Origin of the sequence: Thalassotalea euphylliae (assembly GCF_003390395.1) — a bacterium.
Classification (GTDB): Bacteria; Pseudomonadota; Gammaproteobacteria; order Enterobacterales; family Alteromonadaceae; genus Thalassotalea_F; species Thalassotalea_F euphylliae_C.
Genome location: NZ_QUOV01000001.1, coordinates 70502 through 93387, shown reverse-complemented (window position 1 = coordinate 93387; position 22886 = coordinate 70502). Strand labels below are relative to the sequence as shown.

The following is a 22886-nucleotide window of genomic DNA, read 5'->3' as shown; positions in this document are numbered from 1 at the left end:
ACCTTGAGCTAAACACTAGCAAGGAAGTTTTCGCTGAGATATTCAACTTTAGTCTAGGTTGGGGTGAAAACCGTTGACCACACCGCTGTGCTCGCCTAAAAAAGAACAAGGTAATCGCGACTGGCAGATACGAATAAGCTAGGCCATATCAAGGTAGGTAAAGCATGGATAACGAACTCAGTGAAATTTATGCCTTTATTGGAGGGATCGCACCGTTTGAGCAAGTGCCACTTGAACGTATCGTCAAGCTCGTCAGTCACATTAATATTTGCTATATCACCCAGCATCAGCAGCTGCCACCGGATTCCCTCAAAGCAACCAATACCCCGAATTTTTATATTGTGCGCAAGGGGGCACTTAGCTATGTAAAAACAGCAGTCAAAACCGAGCTCTCTGCTCAAGAGCGAGACAAGGAATTGATAGGCAAATATGGCGAAGGCGATATCTGTACGGTATTTTGCTATCCAGATAAATATCCAGATATTGAGGTAATTGCCGAAGAAGACTGCCTGCTCTACTGCATTGAAAAACAAGCCCTACTTGACTGTTTTAGTGATACCCCCGCCATTATTCACTTTTTTGAGCGTTCAGCAGCAGAGCGACTAAAAAACCAAGTCACCGCCTTGCATGAACAGGCGATGGTTGATGCGACATTAGCCAATACAGGGATCGATCAACTGTATCAGTCGCCAGCCGCGACGATTAAGCTCACTAGCAGCATCAGCGAAACGGCACAAAAAATGACGGAATTAGGTTTCTCCTGTCTGGTTGTTGTCGATGACGCGAACAAAGTATGCGGCATAGTGACCGACAAAGACTTTCGTCGCCGCTGCATTGCCCAAGGGGTTGCCCCCAGTGAGCCAATTAGCGCGATTATGACTGCTGACATCACCACCATGGATGTTAGAAATACCGCCTTTAATGCCTTGATAGCTATGACTAGTCGCCATATTCACCATTTGCCAATTACCGACCAAGGCCAACTTTGCGGCATGCTCACCATTACTGATTTAATGTATTTTGCCGAGCAAAATGCCATCAGCTTAACTAGCCAAATTCATAAATCAAGCTCGGTTGATGAACTGGTTGAGCTTAGTCAGTTATTACCTAAGCTACAGATCAGGATGGCAAAACTTGGTATACCCGCGGAGCAAGTGGGTAAAAGTGTCAGTGCCATCACTATGGCAATTACCATTCGCTTAATTGAAATTGCCGAGCAGCTATATGGCCAAGCGCCTGTGCCCTTTGCCTGGGTAGCGGCTGGCTCGCAGGCCAGACAAGAGCAAATGGCGCAATCGGATCAAGACAACGCGCTGATTATCGACAATAGCATGCAACCAGAGCACGCCTCTTGGTTTGAAAAGCTTGCGACATTCGTGTGTGACGGATTAGCCAAGTGTGGGTTTATTTATTGTCCCGGCGATATTATGGCGACCAACCCCAAATGGCGACAAACGGAAGCAAAGTGGCAGCAATACTTTCATACTTGGATAAGTTCGCCAGATCCAAAAGCACTGCTCCAGTGTAGTGTTTTCTTTGACTTAACCACCATATACGGTGACACCACCTTGCTCGCTCGCCTGCAACAACAAACCTTGGCGCGAACCCAAAAAGCGAGTTTGTTTATTGCCCATTTATCGAGAAATGCACTGCAATTCAAACCACCGTTAGGCTTTTTCCGCGATTTTGTGCTGATTTCCAATGGTGACAATAAGAAGACCATGGACCTAAAGCACAATGGCATAGCACCGATTGTTGATTTAGCCCGTATTTATGCGCTGCAACAAGGCATTAGCGCAGTAAACACCATAGAGCGTTTGCGCCAAGCAGCAAGCACACCTGCGCTCACCAAGGCATCCGCCGACAACCTAATTGATGCTTTCGAGTTTTTAACCACACTTAGGCTTAATCATCAAGCAAGCCGATTAAGTCATGGTCGCAAAGCGGATAACTATTTATCCCCCAAGGAAATTTCTAAGCTTGAGCGGGAGCATTTAAAAGACGCGTTTAAAGTGATTAAAACACTGCAAGATAACCGTCAGGCGGTTTACTGATAGGACTTAACAAGCCAATGGAACAAGGTAAATTCTGGAGCGCTGATTTTTTTAGCCTAAACCCATTTAGCCTCAACAAGCGACGTGAGCGCCTTGCGCGTAAAGTGCCCAATGGCCCGTTAAAAGATTTTCTCTCGATACCCTTTCCCGAGCCAAGCCAAATTATCAGCGAAGTTCCTTTGCTCGCTTTAGACTTTGAGACCACCGCTATTTCTGCAAACTCTGGCCAACTGCTGAGTGTCGGTTTTGTCGGTATTGAACAGCTCAGCATAAGACTTAGCTCAAGTGATCATTATCTTGTGAAGCCTGAGACTAACGGGCTAGAGAGCGAAGACTCAAGCTCAAGCATTGAGACAAACACAGAAACTGTTGTTATTCACCAAATCACCGAGCAAGAATCACAACAAGGCGAGCCCCTAGCATCAGCCATTGAACGACTACTAAACGCCATGGCAGGTAAAGTAGTGGTCGCACATTACGCTAAAATCGAACAAAGCTTTTTAGCTAAAGCCTGTAAGCAACTCTATGGCTATGAACCGATTTTTCCTGTGATTGACACCTTAGCCCTTGCCAAAAGGCGTTTAGATAGCAGGCAAATTGCCTACGACCCATCAGAACTGCGACTCACCAATTTACGTGATAGTTACCAACTGCCGAGCCATTATGCCCACAACGCGTTAAATGATGCAGTCGCAACCGCCGAGCTGCTGCTGGCTGAAATTGCCCATCATCACCTACCCAGCACACCACTAACGAAATTACTGCGCTAAGCCTTTATTTAAAAAGCTTTTATCGGCACTTAGTAGCAACTGCCAGTCATAAAAATTCAACTTTCTACGACTAAAGTCTAAGCCGATTTTACCCAGAGTTAGACTTAGGTCTAATTCCTAAATCGGCCAACTCTCTCTACCTTAAAACCATAGCGATAAAACAGCATTCAACAGGCAGAGAATTACTATGACGACAACTAAGCCAAATGACTTATTTCACCCAAGTGCAGACGTGGTTGCCCAAGCGAACGTTCAAGATTACGAAGAAACTTATCTGCGCTCCATTGAAGATCGCGAAGGCTTTTGGGCAGAGCAAGCCGACACCCTAAGCTGGTACAAAAAGTGGGATAGTGTGTTAGATGAGTCTAACGCTCCATTTTACAAATGGTTTGATGGCGGTGAGATTAACATCGTCGACAACGCCATCGACCGTCACCTCAATAACGCCAATCGCAATAAGATGGCAATTATTTGGGAAGGTGAAAACGGCCAAGTGCGTAACTTTTCCTACAACGGCTTAAACCGAGAAGTGTGTCAGTTCGCCAATGTGCTAAAAAGCATGGGGGTGAGTAAAGGCGATATCGTGACCATCTATATGCCACAAATTCCTGAGCTGGTTTTTGCGATGCTCGCCTGCGCTAAGATCGGTGCCGTGCATTCAGTGGTTTACGGTGGTTTTAGTACCGAAGCCTTGGCATCGCGCATTGATGATGCGCAATCACGCGTACTGATCACTGCCGACGGTGGCTGGCGTCGCGGTAAAGCGATTGACCTAAAATCTATTGCTAACGATGCAATGATGCGCTCACCTAGCATTGAAGTATGTATTTGTGTCAAAAACAACGAGCTTGATGTGGAAATGGAGCCAACCCGCGATTTTTGGTTGCACGACTTAAAAGCACTACCTATCGCCAGTAGCAAGTGTGAAACTGAGCAAACTTCGGCGGAAGATCCGCTCTTTATTCTGTATACCTCAGGTACCACAGGTAAACCTAAAGGCATGCTACACACCCATGGTGGCTACGCCGTTTACACTTCGACCACCCATCGCATGGCATTTGATATTAAGCCACAAGACCGCTGGTGGTGTGCTGCTGACCCCGGCTGGATCACGGGTCACAGCTATATTGTTTATGGGCCACTAATTAATGGTGCCACTATTATGTTGTACGAAGGTGCGCCCAACTACCCTTACCCAAATCGTTGGTGGCAAATTATTGAAAACTACGGCATCAATATTTTATACACCTCACCCACGGCAATTCGCGGCTTAATGCGCTTCGGTGATCGCTGGCCGCAAAAACATGATTTGTCTAGCTTGCGCTTACTCGGCAGTGTTGGTGAGCCGATTAACCCAGAAGCGTGGCGCTGGTATCACCAGGTCATTGGCCAAGATAAATGCCCGATCATTGATACTTGGTGGCAAACCGAAACTGGCGGTTTTATGATTTGCCCACTGCCAATTACGCCGCTAAAACCGGGCTCGGCCACTAAACCTTTCTTTGGCAATGAAATGACCATTGTTGATGACGATGGTAATGAAGTTGCAGCCAATGAAGAAGGCAAGTTAGTCATTAACAACCCTTGGCCGGGTATGGCACGCACCATCTTTAAAGACCCTGAACGCTACCAAGATCTGTATTGGAAGCAAACTGACGACGGCAGTTGGCGGTACCTTGCGGGCGATAGCGCGAAAAAAGATGAAGACGGCTATATCTGGGTCATTGGCCGTATGGATGAAGTGCTGAAAGTCAGTGGTTATCGCCTAGGTACTGCAGAAATTGAAAGTGCCTTAGTCAGTCACCCAGAAGTGAGTGAAGCCGCAGCCGTTGGCCTACCACACGAGCTAAAAGGCAATGCCATTCACACTTATGTCATTTTGAAGCAAGGGATTGCACCATCAAAAGACCTAGCACTAGCGCTCAAAGAACATGTCGCTCATGAAATGGGTAAAATCGCGACGCCAGAAGCAGTTGAATTCGTAGAAAGTTTACCTAAAACGCGCTCTGGCAAAATTATGCGCCGCGTCCTTAAAGCCCGTGCGTTAGGGCAAGATGAAGGTGACCTTAGTACCTTAGAAGAATAGAACTTTAAAGGAATAACACACCAACGAGAAAACACTGGCGCAATAACGATAACCAAACCATGTGCTTCGATATTGCGCCCGTTATCTCAACCGGTATGCCTTACTTCCTTAACACGGCAAAACTTAACAAAAGAGCCAGAAAAACTAACGATAAAAACAATTAAAACAAAAAGCTAAAACAGTTAATTACAACAAGCAACTTAGCCCCTAGATTGATTCAACAAGCCAAGTCTCGGTGCTAATAGTAACGGGAGATCAAGATGAAAACGTCTAACAAGTCACTACTCGTGGCAGGCATTCTTGCTGCCTCATCACAGGCAAACGCAGGGTTTGAAATAAAAATTACTGACAAAGATAGCCTGACATTCGGCGGCTATATCAAACTCGATGCAAGGTATGTCGATGGCAACGTTAACAGTATTACCAATGACTATTGGGTCGGCGCTGGTAATGTCGGTGATATTTCTAGGTTTAGTTTTAGAGCAACGGAAACGCGTTTCAACACGAAATATGTTCACGGCGATATTACCGGCTTTATTGAAATGGACTTTCACGGTGGTGGTGGCAACGAAATTGTCTCTAACTCATCGAACCCTCGTATTCGTCACGCCTTCATTAAATACAAAGACTTCCTAGTGGGGCAAACTTGGTCAACATTTGTGAACACCAGCGCATTAGCTGAAGCTGCTGATTTTGCCGGTCCACTTAACTCTGTCGCCTTTATCCGCCAAGGGCAAATTCGATACACCTATGGTGGCTTGCAAGTGGCAATTGAAAACCCAGAATCCGATCGCGGTGACTCCAGCCAAGATTCAGTACCTGATGTTATCGCCAAATACACCTTCTCAGGCGACTGGGGTAATGTTTCAGTCGCAGGGCTAGCACGTCAGCTTAATACGGTTGGCGGTAACTCAGAATCTGCCTTTGGTTATGGTATTGCGGGTAAAGTAAAAACCTTTGGTCGCGACGACATTAGATTCCAATACCATGGCGGCGAAACAGGTCGTTACGTTGGTGTTGTTGCAGCCCGTGACCTCGTTGGCGAAGAAGTAGAAGAATCCACTTCCTTTATGGTTGCCTACCGCCACTTTTGGTTTGATGACTACCGTACCAACGTATTCTATGGCAAAACAACCACAGATGTTGCCGACGCTAAGCGTATTCACTGGGGTATCAATATTTTTAACAACCTTACTAAGCAACTTTCGTGGGGATTTGAAGTAGGTAACTTTGAACAAAAAGATTCAAATGCAGACTCTGACTACGCACAGTTTTCGGTGAAATACGTGCTTTAAAGCAGATAATACCTATCAAGATTATTTTAGGTGGCGAGGTAGCCGAGCACAGTTAGTGCTGCGCTTATCTCCTCACCTCTTTTCAAACACCAAAAACATTCTATCCAAATCAGCACATTAACTGATTCAACATCAGACTCTTCAATCAAATAAGCCCTTAAGTGCGCTTACCCACTAACATTTAATCAATTTGACCAAATATTGAATTCTCGCCTAAACCAAGCGTTTTATCACGCTATCCACAAAGAATATATTCTCTTATTTTTCAATAAATTAAAAAATAATTTGTGATTGGCACAACCTTTGTAACACTTTGTGCAACTTAATAAGTATTACATTTACTGACAGGGAATCACCATGAACAAATTAGCCAGCATCTTTTTAGGTTTAGCTATCAGCAGCACATCTGTATTTGCCAGTGCTAACAATGCCAATTTGATTGAAGTCGATACTTACAAAGCCGAATACCAATCAGCATTAGATTTATACAAAGCGAAAGATTACGAAAAAGCACTGTCTGCGTTGGAAATCGTGGCAAAGCGCGGTGAAAAACAAGCTCAATATATTTTGGGTACTATGTATTTAAACAGCCAAGGCACAGAGCAAGATTTACTGAAAAGCTACGCGTGGTTATCCGTTGCAAATGAGCAAAAGTCTAAACATTGGAAGAAACCTCTTGCCATGCTAGATGAAAAATTACCGGCAGATTATTTAGCCTTAGCAAAAGAGCAGGCAAAAGATTATCAAGCTCAGTACGGTGCGAAAGCACAGAAAATGAAATGCCGTAATACCAAAACCTTAGGTTCGAAAAAGCCAACGCACTTATGTACAAAAACAGAAGTAAAAGACGGCTTTTACTACGCTAGTAACCAAGCGCTAGCCGCTAACTAAAGAGCACAATATAACCCAATCACTAGTCGTATTGATATCTCTGGATCAATAGTGACGTTTGCCCTAGCCTCCCAACCGGCTAGGGCTTTTTTATGCCAACATCGGTAAGGTATTGGCATAAAAAAAGCTACCCGAAGGTAGCCTAGCACAATGCTAAATTTCAAAGTTGCTTACTTACAAGGTTGGGAAAGCATAGAGGATAAAATATGACTGAATTTTAAGCCGTAGCTACATCAGACTCATGCTTTTTCAGCATGGTAAACAAGGCATCTTTCAAGTGTAATCGTTGCTTCTTCTGCTGCTCTAAATATTCATCAGAGGTATTTTCAACCCCTTGCTCAATGCGAATCACCTCGTGATCAAGCTCGTGATATTCTTTAAACAAGCGCGCGAAATGAGCATCGTTCATCTTTAAATGGCGGATAGCGTCTTTAAACTCAGGAAATTCATGATGCAAATCGTGTTTTTCATTAAACATAATTCAACTACTCCTACTTAGGCTCAAATTAATCGTGTGATAAGGAAACATAAGTCCTTAATCGATAATTTCAGTTTACGCCGAGTGCATTGTAGGATATTGATCTAGCACAAATTATTATGGTTCTTAATTGGCTAAATAAACGTCAGGATCACGAATCTGCATTAGCGATTTTGACTCGTTTTCATAAACCGAATTACAGCCAAACTTTTCGTATAAGCTATGTGCGTCTTGCGTGGCGAGCATAAAACGACGAAGTCCCTGTAAATCCTCATGGCTAACGATATGTTCAACAAGGTATTTGCTTAAACCTATGCCTCGCTCACTTTCTAAGACAAACACATCAGCCAAATAAGCAAACGTAGCTTTGTCCGTGATCACGCGTGCAAAGGCAAGCGTTTGGTCTTGTTGGTTAAGCACAGCGAATTAGCTAGCGCCTTGTGTAATGTTGTTGCAGGCATTCCTTTTGCCCAATAACTGCTTGAGATAAAGCCGTGTATTACCTCAAAGTCCATGTCTGCTAATTGGCAACTAATACGATAGCCATTCATCAGGGTACTCCTCTCGATTGATATTATTAGTCTTTGTTCGACTGATAAATTAAGTTAGAGCGTGTTGAAAAGTAAGGAGTAGTGAAGTGACCATTCCTTATTTGAAAGGCCACTTCAAAGCGTTCACGCGAATTGGTGTGGCTTATTTTTTTAATTTGGCAAATGCGTCGGCAAAGGCATTACCCATCGCAGCATTTGCAGGAGCCTTTTCTTTGCGTGGCTTATGCTTGGCACCACCCGTTTTATGTTGTGGTTTGCCATTTGAGTTACCCTGATGTTTACGGCTAGGTTGCGCGTGATTAGCCGCGTTACCACCCTGTCCCTTACCTGATGGTTTAACATCATCATCTAAACGCATGGTGAGGTTAATACGCTTACGCTCAACATCACACTCCAACACTTTCACTTTCACCACATCGCCTGCTTTCACCACTTCACGCGGATCGCTGACAAACTTGTTAGTCAGTGCTGAAATATGCACTAAACCATCTTGGTGCACGCCAATATCAACAAAAGCACCAAAGTTAGCGACATTGGAAATCACGCCCTCGAGCACCATACCCGGCTTAAGATCGGCAAGGCTTTCAACCCCTTCTTTAAACTGCGCCACTTTAAATTCTGGGCGCGGGTCACGACCAGGTTTGTTTAACTCGTCGATAATATCGTTAAACGTTAACTCACCAACCGTATTAGCTGGCAGGTTTTGATAATTGGCTTGTGATAACAAGGTTTGGTTTGCAACCAGCTCATCAACTTGCGTTTGTAATTGGCGAATAATGGCTTCAACCACAGGGTAACTTTCCGGGTGAACTCCCGTGTTATCTAGCTTGTTGTCACCTTCGCGAATACGTAAAAAGCCCGCCGCTTGCTCAAACGCTTTTGGCCCTAAACGCGCTACTTTTAATAACTGACGGCGATCGCTAAAGCGACCGTGCTGATCACGGTAATCAACAATATTCTGTGCGATGGTTTTGGTTAAGCCCGCTACCCGTGCAAGCAATGAGGGTGAGGCACTGTTCACATCAACCCCAACCGCATTTACGCAATCTTCAATCACATTATCAAGTGAAGCCGTTAATGCACTTTGACTAACATCATGCTGATATTGACCGACACCTATGGCTTTCGGATCAATTTTAACCAGCTCTGCTAATGGATCTTGCAAGCGACGAGCAATAGAAACCGCGCCACGAATAGAAACATCTAATTCTGGGAATTCAGCCGCCGCTAATTCTGATGCGGAATATACAGAAGCACCTGCTTCGCTAACCATCACTTTAGTTGGTTTGTGTTGTTCAAACGCGGCAATCACTTCACCCACGAGTTTGTCAGTTTCACGCGATCCGGTGCCATTACCAATGGCGATCAGCTCAACTTTTTGCTGACGCGCTAGGTTCACCAACGTACGCATTGATTTATCCCAATTGTTTTGCGGTGCATGTGGGTAAATCGTCGCGGTTTGCACTAGCTTGCCTGTTTCATCAATGACCGCCACTTTACAGCCCGTGCGCAGCCCAGGGTCAATGCCCATGGTCACTTTCGCACCAGCTGGTGCTGCCATCAATAAATCAGTTAAGTTGCTGGCGAATACTTTGATTGAAGCAAGCTCGGCTTGCTCGCGCAAGGCGCCAAAAAACTCGGTTTCAAACTGCCCAGATAACTTGGTTTTCCAAACTTGTTGGATTAATGCGCCAATAAACTTTGCCGCTGCTTGATTTGATAAACGTAGACCAAAATGCTGAGCAATCACATCGTGTGCTGAGCAGTAACTTTTGCTATCACTGTTTGGGTCAACATCAATGCTTAAGCGCAAGAAACCTTCGTTCTTGCCACGTAGCATAGCTAACATGCGATGTGCGGGTACTTTAGTTAATGCTTCATGATGAGCAAAGTAATCACGATATTTCGCCGCTTCATTCTGTTTGGCTTTGACCACTTTGCTGACTAAATGCGCTTGTTTTTTCAGGTGATTACGCAGCTTAGCCAGTAGCTCAGCATCTTCACCGCTGCGCTCTGCCCAAATACTCACCACGCCAGCTAACACTTCTTCGCTAGTGTTAAAACCTTTATCGACATTCTCTTTGTTAGCAGTGAGAAAAGCTTGCGCAGCTTGCTCTGGCACTAAATTGAGATCAGCAAAAAGTTGATCCGCTAATGGTGCAAGTCCCGCTTCAATAGCTATTTGTCCTTTAGTGCGGCGTTTTGGCTTGTACGGTAGGTACAAATCTTCCAATCGGGTTTTGTTGTCAGCTTGCTCAATAGCATGGCGCAAGGTATCGGTTAATTTACCTTGCTGCTCAATATTGGTTAACACTACTTGGCGACGCTCCGCCAACTCGCGCAAGTAGACTAGTCGAGTAGACAGGTTGCGCAAATGACCATCATCTAAACCTTGAGTTGCTTCCTTACGGTAACGGGCAATAAAAGGCACAGTTGCGCCATCATCTAACAATTGAATCGCCGCGTTGACTTGCGCAGGTTTGACTTGCAGTTCGCGGGCGATTTGGTGAGCAATCTGGCTCATAGAAAACCTTTGAAAATTTTGAACATATGTTCGTGTAAACGAAATATTGCCGAAAATTATATACTCAATTAACGGCAATATGCTTGCTTGATAACATTAATGCGCAGAGCGAATGTCATGCGCAATTTAGCCTAAAAACTTTGTTAATGTAAAATATGGCTAAAGTAAAATAAGGCTAAAGTAAAATCTGACTAGCGCAAAATACGGGCGCGAAAATTACGGCCTTTCATTTTGCCGTCGCTAATTTTTTTCAGCGCCGCCTTAGCGACTTTGTTGCCAACCGCCACATAGGCCTTAACATCCAACACCTGAATTTTGCCAATTTGATCGCCGGCAATACCTGTTTTCCCCGTTAGGCCACCGACAATATCGCCAGGGCGCAACTTATGTTTTTTACCGCCGTCAATTTGTAGTGTGGTCATGCTTGCTTTAGCCGGCGACTGGGCTAGTACACTGCCATCTGGCAGCGGCAAGGTACTAATGGTGATTTGCTGATAGGTTTCAATATCCGCGATGCGGCGCGTGTCTTTGTCACAATAAATTGAACAGGCAATACCCTTTTCGCCAGCGCGTCCAGTGCGGCCAATGCGATGCACATGCACTTCTGGATCTGGCGTAATATCGTAATTAATCACCGCTTCAAGTTCATCAATATCTAACCCTCGGGCAGCAACATCGGTAGCAATCAGCACTAAGGCGCTTTTATTCGCGAAACGGATCAGAGTTTCATTGCGCTCACGTTGCTCTAAATCGCCATGCAGTGCGAGTACGCTAAAGCCAAAATCACGCAGCCCCTGCTCTACGGTTTGTACCGCGGCTTTGGTATTGCAAAAAATGACGGTTGAGGCGGGGTTATGAGCAAGCAACAAGCGTCTTACCGCATCTAATCGGTCATCATTACTGTCCACCGGATAAAACACTTGTTCAATCGTGCTGGTTTGGTGCACCGACTCCACCTTGATATGCTCAGGTTTGTGTAAATATCGACTCGCAATTGCCTTGATCTTGTCAGGGAAAGTGGCACTGAACAGCAGCGACTGTTTGACCACAGGGCAATAATCAATAATCGCATCGAGTGATTGTTGAAAGCCCATTTCTAACATGCGATCGGCTTCATCTAGCACCAGCATATTCAAATGCGTTAAATCCAATCGCCCTTTGCTAAGGTGATCTTCGATGCGACCCGGCGTGCCAACAATAATATGCGCGCCATGCTCTAACGAGCCAATTTGTGGGCCTATCGGCATGCCGCCACACAAAGTCAGCACTTTTATATTGTGGATCGCACGTGCCAGTTGGCGAATTTCTTTTGCTACTTGATCGGCAAGTTCACGCGTTGGACACAACACCAAACTTTGTACGCGAAACTTTTTCACATCCAGCTTATTCAGCAACCCTAATGCAAATGAGGCGGTTTTACCTGAGCCTGTTTTGGCTTGGCCAATCACATCTTGACCCGCCAAAATCAACGGTAAGCTTTGCGCTTGAATGTCGGTCATTTCGACATAGCCTAAGGTGTCTAAATTAGTTAACAATGGTTTTTTCAACGGCAAGGTTGAGAACTTGGCTGACTGCAAATCGATGCCCTTTTTAAAAATGAGAAAGGTGTATAATGCTTAAAGCCTAATTGTACCAGCTAGTGCTCACATGCGCTGTGTTTATTCTGCTCGCAATTTCACTATCAGCCCCACATTCAATTCGACTATTAACTGCACTCAATATATGCTCAGTAACTGTTAAAAAACTTCCTTAATCGGTTGACCGCTCCTCATGATAAAAACCGCGATTTTCGTTGACGTACAAAATATCTACTACACTACTCGCCAAATTTATGGCCGTCAGTTTAACTATCGCGCATTTTGGCAGCAGCTTAGCCAAGACCACGATATTCAGCTCGCCAATGCCTATGCAATACAGCGCAGTGATGATCAGCAACACAAATTCCAAACAGCACTAAAACACATAGGTTTTAACGTCAAACTCAAGCCCTTTATTCAGCGGGCAGATGGCAGTGCCAAAGGCGATTGGGATGTCGGCATTACCATAGATATAATGGAGGCTGCAGCTGGGCTTGAGGTTGATAAAGTGATCTTACTATCTGGCGATGGCGACTTTGATTTACTGATGCACCATATTCGCGATAAAAATCAAGTGACAACCCAAGTGTTTGGCGTTGAGCAACTAACCGCCAATACCCTAGTGAATGCGGTTGATAGCTTTACCGCAATTAATGATAATTTACTGTTATAACTGCTTTTAAGATAAACTTGGCACCCATGCGAAAATCAAATTACATTACCCGTGAAGGCTATGAACGCCTTGATCGCGAACTGAAATACCTGTGGAAAGATGAGCGCCCGAAAGTCACCAAAGCGGTTTCTGAAGCCGCAGCATTAGGTGATCGCAGTGAAAATGCCGAATATATCTATGGTAAAAAACGCCTCAGAGAAATTGACCGCCGCGTGCGCTTTCTAAATAAACGCCTTGAAGACCTGCAAATCGTTTACCCTGAAAAACAGCAAGAAGGCAAAGTGTTCTTTGGCGCTTGGGTCAAGCTGATTGATGAAGACGATAACGAGTTTACCTATCGCCTTGTTGGAGTTGATGAATGGGATGTTAAAAAAGGCGAAATTAGCATTGATTCACCCGTCGCCCGCGCATTGATCGGCAAACAAGTTGATGATGAAGTAGTGGTTAAAACCCCCGAGGGCGAGCGTTATCTCGAAGTGATCGAAATCTGGTATAAGTAAGCAGTCAACAAGGGAGCGTTGAACTTTCCCCGCACTCTGCGCGTAAGACAGTACTAGTAAAAAGCTCAAGGCTTCATTTGGAGCTATCGTAATGAAATTTTCCAAGGTACTTGTTTTGCTCGCAGCATTTCCGTCACTAGTTTTAGCGAATGACATCCTTTTTGATAATATCGAAACCAAGCATTGGCAGACCATTAACGACTCTGTGATGGGCGGTATTTCTACCAGTCGCTTTTATTTTCAATATGACCAAGGCGAATTTGGCTATGGCGTGTTTGAAGGTGACGTGTCACTGGCAAATAAAGGCGGTTTTGCATCGATTAGACGTGTAATTTCACCAGACTTCAGCAACGGCGGCGTAGTTCGCTTGGTTGTTAAAGGTGACGGCCGCAAGTATCAATTACGCCTCAAGACGCACGACGTTTATCAAGGTGCTGCCTACGTTGCCGAGTTCACCACCAAACCCAACCAATGGCAACAACTCAGCTTTACCGAGGATGATTTTAGTCCACGCTTTCGTGGACGCGATATTCAAGATGCGCCACCACTTAAGTTTGGCGATGCCATACAAGTTGGCTTGTTGATTGGCGATAAAACCGCGGGCAAGTTCAAACTGCAAGTGCAAGCCATTGAAGTGCTTGAAGCTATTTAATCAGTTGTTAAAACGCATTTTCCAGCATGAATCAAGTTGCACCACGTAAGTTGCTCCATTCGAAATGGACGCACACCCAACCTGTGAATAAAGAAAAGCACTTTGCCGTGACCAAGGTTGAATTTGATGAAGACGGCAAAGTAATCCTTTGTGAACTGCAAGCGGTGATGAGTAAACGCATTCAAGCGATTAATTGGCGCGACCTAAAAGATTCTTCAACATGGCGTCAGGGTTGGCAGTAACTATTGGCGATGATCTGCAACAGTAATCGACATCAATAAGCAAAGTATAGAGACAGCAATAGGTATAGGCAGTAATGAAAACATTTGAACGTGATGATTTAAACAATTTAGAGCACAGGTACCGCGCTCGGCTGATCAACAGCTTGTCTGGCTTTAAGAGTGCTAATCTTATTGGCTCACAAGACGCTGACGGTCAGCTAAACCTCGCTATTGTTAGTTCAGTTGTTCATTTAGGAGCAAACCCGCCGCTCATTGGGTTAATCATGCGACCGAACTCAGTGCCACGCCATACCTTTTCAAATATTGCCGAAACCGGCCTGTTTACCGTTAACCAAGTTTCAGCAGAATTTTGGCAAGCAGCGCATCAAACTTCAGCGCGTTATGCACAAGAGCAAAGTGAATTTGATTTAGTTGGCCTAAGCGCTGAGTTTATTGCCAATTTCGACGCCCCTTTTGTTGGTGAAAGCCAATTAAAATACGGTGTTAAGTTAATTGATATTAAGCCAATTGAAGCCAATAACACGGAATTTATTATCGGTGAAATACAACAAATTCACGTCGCTGAAAATGCCCTGCGGGCTGACGGTTACCTCGATATTGAAACCATTGAAACAGTGGCGATTTCAGGGTTAGACAGTTATCACGTTACCCAACGGTTATCGCGCTTAAGCTATGCAAAACCCGATAAACCAGTCAGTAACCTGACCCTAGACGGCAAACAATCGACACCATTTGATGGTCAATTTGCGATTGTCGAAAACTAGCCAGAAAAATTAAAACCTATTGGCGGTTTAGAAGCGGCTCACAGCTTATCAAGCTGCAACAGCAAACGATCCGCTTTCGCTAAAATTGCAGCCTGTTGACTCTCTGACTGCTTATCCCAATTGCGATAAACCATGGCCTGCCTCGGATTCGTACCAAACTTATCGCGATGACGGGTCATAAAATGCCAGTACAAGCTGTTGAGTGGGCAAGCGTCATCGGTTGTTTTTTCTTTCACTTTGTACGCGCACGACTTGCAGTAATCACTCATTTTATCAACATAGTTGCCTGACGCTGCATAGGCTTTTGAAGCGACAATACCGCCATCAGCAAACTGGCTCATGCCACGCGTATTTGGCATTTCAACCCATTCAATAGCATCGATATAAATGCCAAGATACCAAGCATCGACCTGATCGGGGTGAATTCCCGCCAGCAAGCAAAAGTTACCGGTGATCATTAAACGCTGAATATGGTGGGCATAGGCATATTGCAATGACTGCTGTATCGCATGATGCAGACAGTTCATTTTCGTTTTACCCGTCCAAAACCATGTCGGTAGTTGTTCATTAGCTGACAAATTATTCTGCTCAGCGTAATTAGGCATATTCGCCCAATAAATACCGCGAACAAACTCACGCCACCCCAGAATTTGACGAACAAAGCCCTCAATTTGCGCGAGCGATATTAGCTCGGGTTGAAGACGATAGTAATCAATTGCCGCGTCTACCACATGCTGTGGTGACAGTATTTTCGCGTTCAGCGCAAACGATAAGCGGGCGTGATACAAGCTCCACTGACGATCGGACATCATATCTTGCCCTTGGCAGGTCATCGCATCTTGAAATTGGCCAAACTTTGGTAAACATCTAACGCAAAAGTGTTCCAGTAACTCCTTTGCTTGACGGCGATTAACTGGCCAAAGCAATTGATCCGATTGCTCACCAAAATTAGCAATATTGTGCTTTTGCAAACGTTGATTAATCGCTGCAACGTCATTAGCAAAAACAAGTGGTTCAGGTAGCTGTTCAATATCTTTGGGCTTTAACTTGTGGCGATTGTCCTGATCATAATTCCACTGACCCCCTTCAGGCTCATCACCCGCCATCAGGTAATTAAAACGCTTGCGCATTTTGCGGTAAAACACTTCCAAACGATGGCGTTTGTCTGCTTGAAAATAATCACTAAGCTCATTGAAGTTTAAGAAAAAGTGTTCTGTTTCAACACATCGACTTTGACCACTAAAACGGCTAGCAAAGTTAAACAATTGCTCCGCTAAGCGATACTCATCAGGGCGCTGATAACTAAAGCATTGGCATTGATAACGCATTAGTAAATGAGTAAGTAAACTCGGTAAATCTTGGAAATCTTGCGTATCATCTAAGGTCAGATGCAAGACTTGATGGCCTGCTTGGCTGAGTGCATCGGCAAATTGTGACATCGCCAAGAAAAATGCCTGAATCTTTTGCACATGATGCTTCACATAGCTCTGTTCTTGCTTAAGTTCAGCAATCACATACAAGACATCACTTTGTTTGGTTTGATACCACGAGTGCCCAGCGTTTAACTGATCACCTAAAATTAATCTAAGTTCTTTGTATGCTTCTTGGTTGTCTTTGCTAACACCTTTGTTAGCGCCTTCATTGGCGCTTTTCTCAGGCACCAAACGTTGAAGTGGCATCTAAACATCCTCGTCACTCTGATCAGGTTTGTTGGGGCTTGTTGCTACGGCAACGCTTAGAGCAGTAGATCACCTCAGTCCAACAGTTGCGCCATTTTTTGCGCCACGAAAACGGACGATCACACACAGGGCAAGTTTTATAAGGTAAATGCGGTTTGCTATGCATTACATTCAACACCATGTTTTGTTATACCAAATTGAATAATTATTTGATCACTCAGCGAGAATTTAAAGGCTCATAGACAAGGCTTGGCGTGTAGAGAATGGTTATTCCCTTGTCAAACGCCATAACGCAGTATATGAGCCTTTAAAACTCGCCCTTGGGAATGCATAAGCAGCATGATAACTGCACAAAATTCACTTGATGTAGAACAACTATATCGTCATAAATTTCGTTTGTTCTAATACTGCTTATGTCATTCTGAGAGGCTAAATAATTGATCAAATTGGTATTAGCTAAGCCATAGTGAGCCAAGCCTTAACAGCTATTTGGCTATCGGCCAATCAACTATATCGACAGAGTCAATCGGCTCCGCTAGCTGCTCACCGTGCCACTTAGCAATATATTCATTGTTGGGGTCAAACAACTGCTGTTGTTTTTGAAGATTAAAGTGGCGACCACCGCGTGGGTCAGCACCAACACCGGCGATATACTGCCAATTACCCCAATTGACCACGGCATCATAATCAATTAATTGCTGTTGAAAATAAGCTGCACCATAACGCCAATCTAACGACAACTCATTAACTAAACAGCTAGCGGTAATTTGCCGCGCTCGATTTGAAATATAACCAGTGTCATTAAGCTGATGCATAATGGCATTAACCAGTGGATAAGGTGTTAGGCCGAGCTGCCATTTAACAAAGCGCTCACCGTGGAAGCTCGTCAGCGGTTTGTGATCATGCATACCCGTAAAAGCGTACAAATGGGCACCAATCTTTTGTGCCAACCAGTGAAAGTAGTCACGCCACAGTAACTCAAAGAATATCCAGTAGGTTGACTCGTTCTCACCTTGCTGACGTTCATGTTTTTTTAACGCCCAATACACTTGTCGTGGCGACAAACATCCAGCAGCTAACCATGGGCTAAACTTGGTTGACGACGACCAATCATCAAGGGCATTACGGGTTTCTTTGTAGTGCTGTGGCAGTTCACTTTGAAAATAAATCGCCAACTGTAATTCGCCAGCATGGCTACCACCGTCAAAAAAGCTGGGAGTGTCTGGGTTTAACAGCGCGGCCAAGGCTGCATCACTACCTAAATCAAAAGCCAGTAATTCAGGACTTGGCGGCAAGCTAGTAAGCTGCTGTGGTTTAGCAATGGCGGGCAGCTTTTTCTCAAGCTGGCGACGAAATTTACTGAACGTTGTGGGAATATCATCAAGCGCGAAAGGTAACTGAGCTTGCTCAAACAAGGTGTGCTGCCAAATGCCTTGCCATTTAACATCAGCTTTTCCAGCACCGATTCTAATCGGCGTGATTTGTTGTTGATAATGGGCAAACAAATGCTGTTGACGGTAATCGCCTGTTGCCGAGTAATAAATGGTATCCACATCGTAAACGGTGACCAGATGCTTCAGCACCTCTGATGTGGCACCTTTTTGAATTACTAAGTGCTGGTCGAGCAAAAGTACTTGTTGCGCCAAGTCAGTCAGTGCTTGTGCAATGAATGCTTGTCGATGCTGGCCAACCGCCTTGCATTGATACTGCTCGTGGTTATTTTGCCTTTCATCAATCACATACAAAAGTATCAGCCGCTGGCATTGGCGCGCCGCTTCAAATAACGCACGATTGTCTTGAATGCGTAAATCATTGCTAAAAATAAATATGCCAGTGTTCATCACGTGATGCCTACCCAGACGATAACTTGCTTAAACAGCGTGTGTTTACATTACGTTGTCAGGCCAAGATAAGATGACATTAATCTTCACTGTTAGGTAATCCACTCCTGTTGCAGATCTCAATGACAAAGCTTATGGTGAATTCAATGGACGAAAAATAACTGACTAAAATAATTAACTAATGAGAAGAGACAATGAGATGCTTCACTTACTTTTACGGTTGATGTTGTTTGTTTCAACGCTATCACTAGCAACTGGTGCGCTTGCCAATACCTTTAATCCTGTGGTTGAAGATCTCGACAAAGTGGACTTTAGCTCGCCACCCAGCATTTTTGAGGGCAATATCGAATCAGATGGCTCAGCGATGCCAATGATCATGTACAAGGCGAATGGCAAAGGGCCACACCCTACCATTATTTTGCTACATGGCTTTCCCGGCAATGAGAAAAACTTGGACTTAGCACAAGTCTATCGCCGGGCTGGTTTTAACGTGATCTTTTTCCATTATCGCGGCGCTTGGGGCGCCGAAGGTCAGTACGGCATTGCCAATCAAGTGGCTGATACGGCGAATGTCATCAAGCTCATTCGCACAGGCAAATTTCCACACAGTGAGTTTATTGATCACCAGAAAATTAGCCTAGTGGGCCACAGCTTAGGTGGCTTTAATGCGCTCTATTCTGGTATCAACCAAAGCACACAATGTACCCTAGCAATAGCGCCAACCGATATTGGCGGTGTCGCGAAACAGCTTGCTGATTTTAATGTTGTTGCCAGCGATCCCTACATGAGCTACCCATTGCTACCGCTCAAAGGCTATTCATTTGTTGATGCGTTAAAAGAGGCGAAAGCAAAGGCCTTTCACTTAGCGCCGCAAATGGGCAAGTTTAAAACGCAACCAGTATTGATCGTACAAGGCAAACAAGACATCTACCAAGTGGGCGATTTAGTGATTATTTCCCCAAAAGATAGCGCAGGCTTGATCGCCAGCGCTAAACAGCAAGGGGCAACTAATGCCAGCTATTTAGAAATGGCCGGCGATCATAGTTTTTCATGGAACCGCATTGCGCTAGCAAAACGCACCACTGATTGGTTAACGTCATATTGCCGTTAGCTTTTATTAGCCTTTATCGATATTCGCGGGCACGATTCTGCTTGCTACAGGTACTTGGCAAACATCTAATACGGGCGGTGGCTTTTTGTAGAAAAACGCATGACTGCGATCGCGACGATCTACCAGTTTTTTGGCAAACGCTGCTGATTCAGTATCTTCCACTTGAATCACCAGTTGCTCACTGGCTGGCAAGCTCGACATCAAGGCCATGTTAACAATGGGCGTAAAGTCCGCTTTATCGACTGGCGCCTCGCCTTCAATTACCGCTGTGCGGGTGATGGCTTGTACATGCGGCATGCCGTAAACCACGCGGCCAAATATCGTCATAATGCGATCTAAATAACGCGGAGCCTGACCATTAGTAATATAAAAGTGACTGCTGCCAGAGTCCGGATCATTACCGCGTGCTAGCGCCAGCACGCCCGGGCAATGGGTAAGCCAAGCTTTGTTTGCTTTGCTGTCACTGGCGAGTGCGAAACCGCCACTAAAACCCGTTTGCTCCGCAAATAAATCCGGCGATTGCACTGGCGTAATCTTAGGTGATTTCGCCAAAGACCACTCGCTTTCCATGGCGATCGTCTGAGGTTTCTTGTCCTTGTTTTCTGGCGCGCTTTCATCTGGGCCTGCTTGGGCGACAAAGCCATCAATTACCCGATAAAACTTATTGCCATCATAATGGCCACTCGCGGCTAACGCTTTAAAGTGAGCAACATGCTTAGGTGAAAACTGTGGTGCAAGTTCGAACACGACTTTGCCATGGGGCAGCGTCATCACCATTAAGTTATCTGGACTAACGGTACGCCATTGGGTTTCAGCAAGCGCCTGACAGCTCGCTAATATCATGCCAGCCGCTATTAAGCTGGTGAGGAGTTTTTTCAACATAGCTAGTTTCTTATTCTTTTTCCTGTCTTGCTTATCTTGCGCAACTATTGTCAGCAATTCAATAGACTTGCTACCATTGCCATCACTGAAAACTATCTTCCAATAAGGGATCGCAAGTGAACAAAAGCAGTGTCACTAACCTTATCGCACTGATGCTGGTAATCATCGGCCATATAAGTGCCCAGCCTATTCTTTTTGCCATTGGCTTATTTGCCCTGTCTGGCGCCGTGACCAACTGGTTAGCCGTGCATATGTTGTTCGAAAAAGTACCTGGTTTATATGGCTCTGGCGTCATCCCCGCGCGCTTTGAAGATTTCAAAATCGGTATTCGTGAGCTGATGATGAAGCAGTTTTTCACCAAGGAAAATATCGACCGCTTCTTATCAGATGACAAAGGTGGCGCCGCCAGTATCAATTTAGAGCCAGTGATTGAAAAAGTGGATTTAAACCCAGCTTTTGATGGCTTGGTCGATGTGATTGAAAATTCTCAATTCGGCGGCATGCTGGCCATGGTTGGTGGCAGTGAAGCGCTACAGCCAATGCGTGAGCCCTTTATCGAAAAAATGAAAAGTGCAGTTAAAGACATCACCCAAACCGATGACTTTCATACGAATTTGCGTGAGTCCTTAGAAGGCGACAGCAATATCGCTCATATGCAAGAAAAAGTCAGCGACATTATTCAGCAGCGACTGGATGAACTCACCCCGCAGCTAGTGAAAGAGATTATTCAAGATATGATCCGCAAACACTTGGGCTGGCTCGTGGTTTGGGGCGGTGTATTTGGCGGTATTATTGGCTTGATTGCCGCCTTAACGAATACCTTCTAAATTACTTTAATCAATTCTCTAACTGTTTGTCATAGCGGATGAAAATTTTCATTCGCTATTTTTATTTTGACGATAAGCGAAAGTTGCTTTTTTCGCTTTTATTTAGCCATCCAAATAGCTATGCTTAGGCAGTAATCGTACTGTCCTTTCGCAGTATTTCTCTCCCGCAAACAAGAAGGTAAATGGAGTCATGTTTGGTAGCTTAAAGCCACGTCCTGCAGATCCAATTCTGGGTCTATTGGCAAAATATCGTGAAGATGAAAACTCGCAAAAAATTGATTTAGGTGTCGGCGTTTATAAAAACGAAGCTGGTCACACCGCAATTTTAGATTGTGTTAAAAAAGCAGAGAAACATCGTTTCGATACCGAAGATACCAAGGTCTACATTGGCCCGACCGGCTCGCCATTATTCAACGAAAAAATGGCTGAGTTAATTTTTGGTGAGCACCAAGTACTGACCAATAACCGTGCGCGTACGGTTTCTACGCCAGGTGGCACGGGTGCTTTGCGCGTTGCTGCAGAATTTATTAAATCTTGTAAAGCGGGTGCAACCATTTGGGTGAGCGATCCAACATGGGCTAACCACACAGGTTTATTCCAAGCAGCCGGCCTGACCGTGAAAACTTACCCTTACTACGATTTTGAAAACAAAAAGCTCGACTTCGATGGCATGTTAGCTGCCCTAAAAGAAGTTAGTGCTGACGACGCCGTGTTGTTGCACGCTTGTTGTCATAACCCAAGTGGTATGGACTTAAGCCAAGAGCAATGGCAACAAGTTGCCGAAGTGGCTAAATCGATTGGTTTCTTACCAGTGATTGATATGGCTTATCAAGGCTTTGGCGACGGCTTAGAAGAAGATGCTTACGGCCTGCGCTTAATGGCAGATAGCGCAGAAGAAATGGTAGTTTGTAGCTCGTGTTCTAAGAATTTCGGCTTATACCGTGAGCGCATTGGTGCGACAACCGTGATTGCTAAATCAGCAGCGGCAGCAGATATCGCTAGCTCAGTGTTATTGCACGTCGTTCGTGTGATTTACTCAATGCCGCCAGCACATGGCGCGGCGTTAGTAGAAACCATTTTAAACTCAGACGAGCTACGCAACCAATGGTACGACGAATTGAAAGAAATGCGCGATCGCATTAACGGCAACCGCCAAATGATCGTTGATAAGCTAGTCGAAAATGGCGTCACACGCGACTTTAGCCATATTGTTCGTCAAAAAGGTATGTTCTCATTCCTTGGCATTACGCCAGAGCAAGTACAACGCTTGCAAGACGAATTTAGCGTTTACATGGTCGGCTCAAGCCGCATGAGCATTGCTGGTATTTCAAAAGCAAATGTTGATTACCTAGCGCAATCAATTGCCAAAGTGCTATAACAAAGCACGTTAATTAATGATTCAAAACCGGGTTCGCCCGGTTTTTTACTGTCTAATTATTAGCTAAATTTTGTCTGAAAAGGGTTTGGCTACACCTCGATTACAGACTTT

Annotated in this window: 20 protein-coding genes and 1 pseudogene; 13 read left to right on the top strand and 8 right to left on the bottom strand. The window is 44.8% G+C overall.

Features of this window, described 5'->3' with window-relative positions:
- Nucleotides 1-164: 164 nt before the first annotated feature.
- The 5 genes from DXX92_RS00395 to DXX92_RS00375 all read left to right on the top strand — a co-directional run bounded on the left by DXX92_RS00395 (nucleotide 165) and on the right by DXX92_RS00375 (nucleotide 7096).
- A complete protein-coding gene (locus DXX92_RS00395; RefSeq protein WP_115998615.1) occupies nucleotides 165-2054 on the top strand; it encodes a putative nucleotidyltransferase substrate binding domain-containing protein in 1890 nt (629 codons plus the stop codon).
- Nucleotides 2055-2071: 17 nt separating this feature from the next.
- Complete coding sequence (locus DXX92_RS00390) at nucleotides 2072-2824, top strand: exonuclease domain-containing protein (protein ID WP_115998614.1); 753 nt, start codon at nucleotides 2072-2074, stop codon at nucleotides 2822-2824.
- A gap of 187 nt (nucleotides 2825-3011) precedes the next feature.
- Complete coding sequence (gene acs / locus DXX92_RS00385) at nucleotides 3012-4910, top strand: acetate--CoA ligase (protein WP_115998613.1); 1899 nt, start codon at nucleotides 3012-3014, stop codon at nucleotides 4908-4910.
- Between the two features lie 260 nt (nucleotides 4911-5170).
- Nucleotides 5171-6205 (top strand): DcaP family trimeric outer membrane transporter, encoded by a 1035-nt coding sequence (locus DXX92_RS00380; protein ID WP_115998612.1) that lies wholly within the window; start codon nucleotides 5171-5173, stop codon nucleotides 6203-6205.
- A 357-nt stretch (nucleotides 6206-6562) separates the two neighbouring features.
- A complete protein-coding gene (locus tag DXX92_RS00375; RefSeq protein ID WP_115998611.1) occupies nucleotides 6563-7096 on the top strand; it encodes a sel1 repeat family protein in 534 nt (177 codons plus the stop codon).
- 217 nt (nucleotides 7097-7313) lie between these two features.
- Here DXX92_RS00375 and DXX92_RS00370 read toward each other — a convergent pair whose 3' ends face one another.
- The 4 genes and pseudogenes from DXX92_RS00370 to dbpA form a co-directional block, all read right to left on the bottom strand.
- Nucleotides 7314-7574: a YdcH family protein gene (locus DXX92_RS00370; protein ID WP_115998610.1), complete on the bottom strand. Its 261-nt coding sequence runs from the start codon at nucleotides 7572-7574 to the stop codon at nucleotides 7314-7316.
- Between the two features lie 126 nt (nucleotides 7575-7700).
- Nucleotides 7701-8125 (bottom strand): annotated as a pseudogene (locus DXX92_RS00365) (GNAT family N-acetyltransferase).
- A 142-nt stretch (nucleotides 8126-8267) separates the two neighbouring features.
- A complete protein-coding gene (locus DXX92_RS00360; RefSeq protein ID WP_115998609.1) occupies nucleotides 8268-10649 on the bottom strand; it encodes a Tex family protein in 2382 nt (793 codons plus the stop codon).
- A 191-nt stretch (nucleotides 10650-10840) separates the two neighbouring features.
- A complete protein-coding gene (gene dbpA, locus DXX92_RS00355) occupies nucleotides 10841-12226 on the bottom strand; it encodes an ATP-dependent RNA helicase DbpA (RefSeq protein WP_115998608.1) in 1386 nt (461 codons plus the stop codon).
- A 193-nt stretch (nucleotides 12227-12419) separates the two neighbouring features.
- Between dbpA and DXX92_RS00350 the strand changes: the two genes are divergently transcribed.
- The 5 genes from DXX92_RS00350 (at nucleotide 12420) to DXX92_RS00330 (ending at nucleotide 15057) form a co-directional block, all read left to right on the top strand.
- Entirely contained in the window at nucleotides 12420-12899 is a 480-nt protein-coding gene (locus tag DXX92_RS00350; protein WP_115998607.1) for an NYN domain-containing protein, read from the top strand.
- Between the two features lie 26 nt (nucleotides 12900-12925).
- Entirely contained in the window at nucleotides 12926-13399 is a 474-nt protein-coding gene (gene greB / locus DXX92_RS00345) for a transcription elongation factor GreB (RefSeq protein WP_115998606.1), read from the top strand.
- A gap of 91 nt (nucleotides 13400-13490) precedes the next feature.
- Complete coding sequence (locus tag DXX92_RS00340) at nucleotides 13491-14051, top strand: CIA30 family protein (protein ID WP_115998605.1); 561 nt, start codon at nucleotides 13491-13493, stop codon at nucleotides 14049-14051.
- A 26-nt stretch (nucleotides 14052-14077) separates the two neighbouring features.
- A complete protein-coding gene (locus DXX92_RS00335) occupies nucleotides 14078-14293 on the top strand; it encodes a TIGR02450 family Trp-rich protein (protein ID WP_115998604.1) in 216 nt (71 codons plus the stop codon).
- A 74-nt stretch (nucleotides 14294-14367) separates the two neighbouring features.
- On the top strand, nucleotides 14368-15057 hold the full coding sequence (locus DXX92_RS00330) for a flavin reductase family protein (protein WP_115998603.1): 690 nt from the start codon (nucleotides 14368-14370) through the stop codon (nucleotides 15055-15057).
- Between the two features lie 38 nt (nucleotides 15058-15095).
- Here DXX92_RS00330 and DXX92_RS00325 read toward each other — a convergent pair whose 3' ends face one another.
- The 3 genes from DXX92_RS00325 to DXX92_RS00315 all read right to left on the bottom strand — a co-directional run bounded on the left by DXX92_RS00325 (nucleotide 15096) and on the right by DXX92_RS00315 (nucleotide 18577).
- On the bottom strand, nucleotides 15096-16736 hold the full coding sequence (locus DXX92_RS00325; RefSeq protein ID WP_115998602.1) for a cryptochrome/photolyase family protein: 1641 nt from the start codon (nucleotides 16734-16736) through the stop codon (nucleotides 15096-15098).
- Nucleotides 16737-16758: 22 nt separating this feature from the next.
- Nucleotides 16759-16902: a DUF2256 domain-containing protein gene (locus tag DXX92_RS00320; protein ID WP_116002240.1), complete on the bottom strand. Its 144-nt coding sequence runs from the start codon at nucleotides 16900-16902 to the stop codon at nucleotides 16759-16761.
- A gap of 319 nt (nucleotides 16903-17221) precedes the next feature.
- Nucleotides 17222-18577 carry a DASH family cryptochrome gene (locus DXX92_RS00315; protein WP_220347616.1) on the bottom strand — a complete coding sequence of 452 codons (1356 nt, stop codon included), beginning with the start codon at nucleotides 18575-18577 and terminating at the stop codon, nucleotides 17222-17224.
- 181 nt (nucleotides 18578-18758) lie between these two features.
- Here DXX92_RS00315 and DXX92_RS00310 point away from each other — a divergent pair, with 181 nt between their 5' ends.
- Nucleotides 18759-19688 (top strand): alpha/beta hydrolase family protein, encoded by a 930-nt coding sequence (locus DXX92_RS00310; RefSeq protein WP_181901658.1) that lies wholly within the window; start codon nucleotides 18759-18761, stop codon nucleotides 19686-19688.
- A gap of 6 nt (nucleotides 19689-19694) precedes the next feature.
- Here DXX92_RS00310 and DXX92_RS00305 read toward each other — a convergent pair whose 3' ends face one another.
- Nucleotides 19695-20570 carry a peptidylprolyl isomerase gene (locus DXX92_RS00305; protein WP_115998600.1) on the bottom strand — a complete coding sequence of 292 codons (876 nt, stop codon included), beginning with the start codon at nucleotides 20568-20570 and terminating at the stop codon, nucleotides 19695-19697.
- A gap of 116 nt (nucleotides 20571-20686) precedes the next feature.
- Here DXX92_RS00305 and DXX92_RS00300 point away from each other — a divergent pair, with 116 nt between their 5' ends.
- Nucleotides 20687-21397, top strand: coding sequence for a DUF445 family protein (locus DXX92_RS00300; RefSeq protein ID WP_115998599.1), 711 nt, complete (start codon nucleotides 20687-20689; stop codon nucleotides 21395-21397).
- A gap of 190 nt (nucleotides 21398-21587) precedes the next feature.
- Complete coding sequence (locus DXX92_RS00295) at nucleotides 21588-22775, top strand: amino acid aminotransferase (RefSeq protein ID WP_115998598.1); 1188 nt, start codon at nucleotides 21588-21590, stop codon at nucleotides 22773-22775.
- Nucleotides 22776-22886 lie beyond the last annotated feature (111 nt).

Excerpts from the sequence above, each read along its gene's own strand:
- DXX92_RS00395 (WP_115998615.1), top strand. The coding sequence starts at position 165 with ATGGATAACGAACTCAGTGAAATTTATGCCTTTATTGGAGGGATCGCA.
- DXX92_RS00390 (WP_115998614.1), top strand. The coding sequence starts at position 2,072 with ATGGAACAAGGTAAATTCTGGAGCGCTGATTTTTTTAGCCTAAACCCA.
- acs (WP_115998613.1), top strand. The coding sequence starts at position 3,012 with ATGACGACAACTAAGCCAAATGACTTATTTCACCCAAGTGCAGACGTG.
- DXX92_RS00380 (WP_115998612.1), top strand. The coding sequence starts at position 5,171 with ATGAAAACGTCTAACAAGTCACTACTCGTGGCAGGCATTCTTGCTGCC.
- DXX92_RS00375 (WP_115998611.1), top strand. The coding sequence starts at position 6,563 with ATGAACAAATTAGCCAGCATCTTTTTAGGTTTAGCTATCAGCAGCACA.
- DXX92_RS00370 (WP_115998610.1), bottom strand. The coding sequence starts at position 7,574 with ATGTTTAATGAAAAACACGATTTGCATCATGAATTTCCTGAGTTTAAA.
- DXX92_RS00360 (WP_115998609.1), bottom strand. The coding sequence starts at position 10,649 with ATGAGCCAGATTGCTCACCAAATCGCCCGCGAACTGCAAGTCAAACCT.
- DXX92_RS00350 (WP_115998607.1), top strand. The coding sequence starts at position 12,420 with ATGATAAAAACCGCGATTTTCGTTGACGTACAAAATATCTACTACACT.
- greB (WP_115998606.1), top strand. The coding sequence starts at position 12,926 with ATGCGAAAATCAAATTACATTACCCGTGAAGGCTATGAACGCCTTGAT.
- DXX92_RS00340 (WP_115998605.1), top strand. The coding sequence starts at position 13,491 with ATGAAATTTTCCAAGGTACTTGTTTTGCTCGCAGCATTTCCGTCACTA.
- DXX92_RS00335 (WP_115998604.1), top strand. The coding sequence starts at position 14,078 with ATGAATCAAGTTGCACCACGTAAGTTGCTCCATTCGAAATGGACGCAC.
- DXX92_RS00330 (WP_115998603.1), top strand. The coding sequence starts at position 14,368 with ATGAAAACATTTGAACGTGATGATTTAAACAATTTAGAGCACAGGTAC.
- DXX92_RS00325 (WP_115998602.1), bottom strand. The coding sequence starts at position 16,736 with ATGCCACTTCAACGTTTGGTGCCTGAGAAAAGCGCCAATGAAGGCGCT.
- DXX92_RS00320 (WP_116002240.1), bottom strand. The coding sequence starts at position 16,902 with ATGCATAGCAAACCGCATTTACCTTATAAAACTTGCCCTGTGTGTGAT.
- DXX92_RS00315 (WP_220347616.1), bottom strand. The coding sequence starts at position 18,577 with ATGAACACTGGCATATTTATTTTTAGCAATGATTTACGCATTCAAGAC.
- DXX92_RS00310 (WP_181901658.1), top strand. The coding sequence starts at position 18,759 with ATGAGAAGAGACAATGAGATGCTTCACTTACTTTTACGGTTGATGTTG.
- DXX92_RS00305 (WP_115998600.1), bottom strand. The coding sequence starts at position 20,570 with ATGTTGAAAAAACTCCTCACCAGCTTAATAGCGGCTGGCATGATATTA.
- DXX92_RS00295 (WP_115998598.1), top strand. The coding sequence starts at position 21,588 with ATGTTTGGTAGCTTAAAGCCACGTCCTGCAGATCCAATTCTGGGTCTA.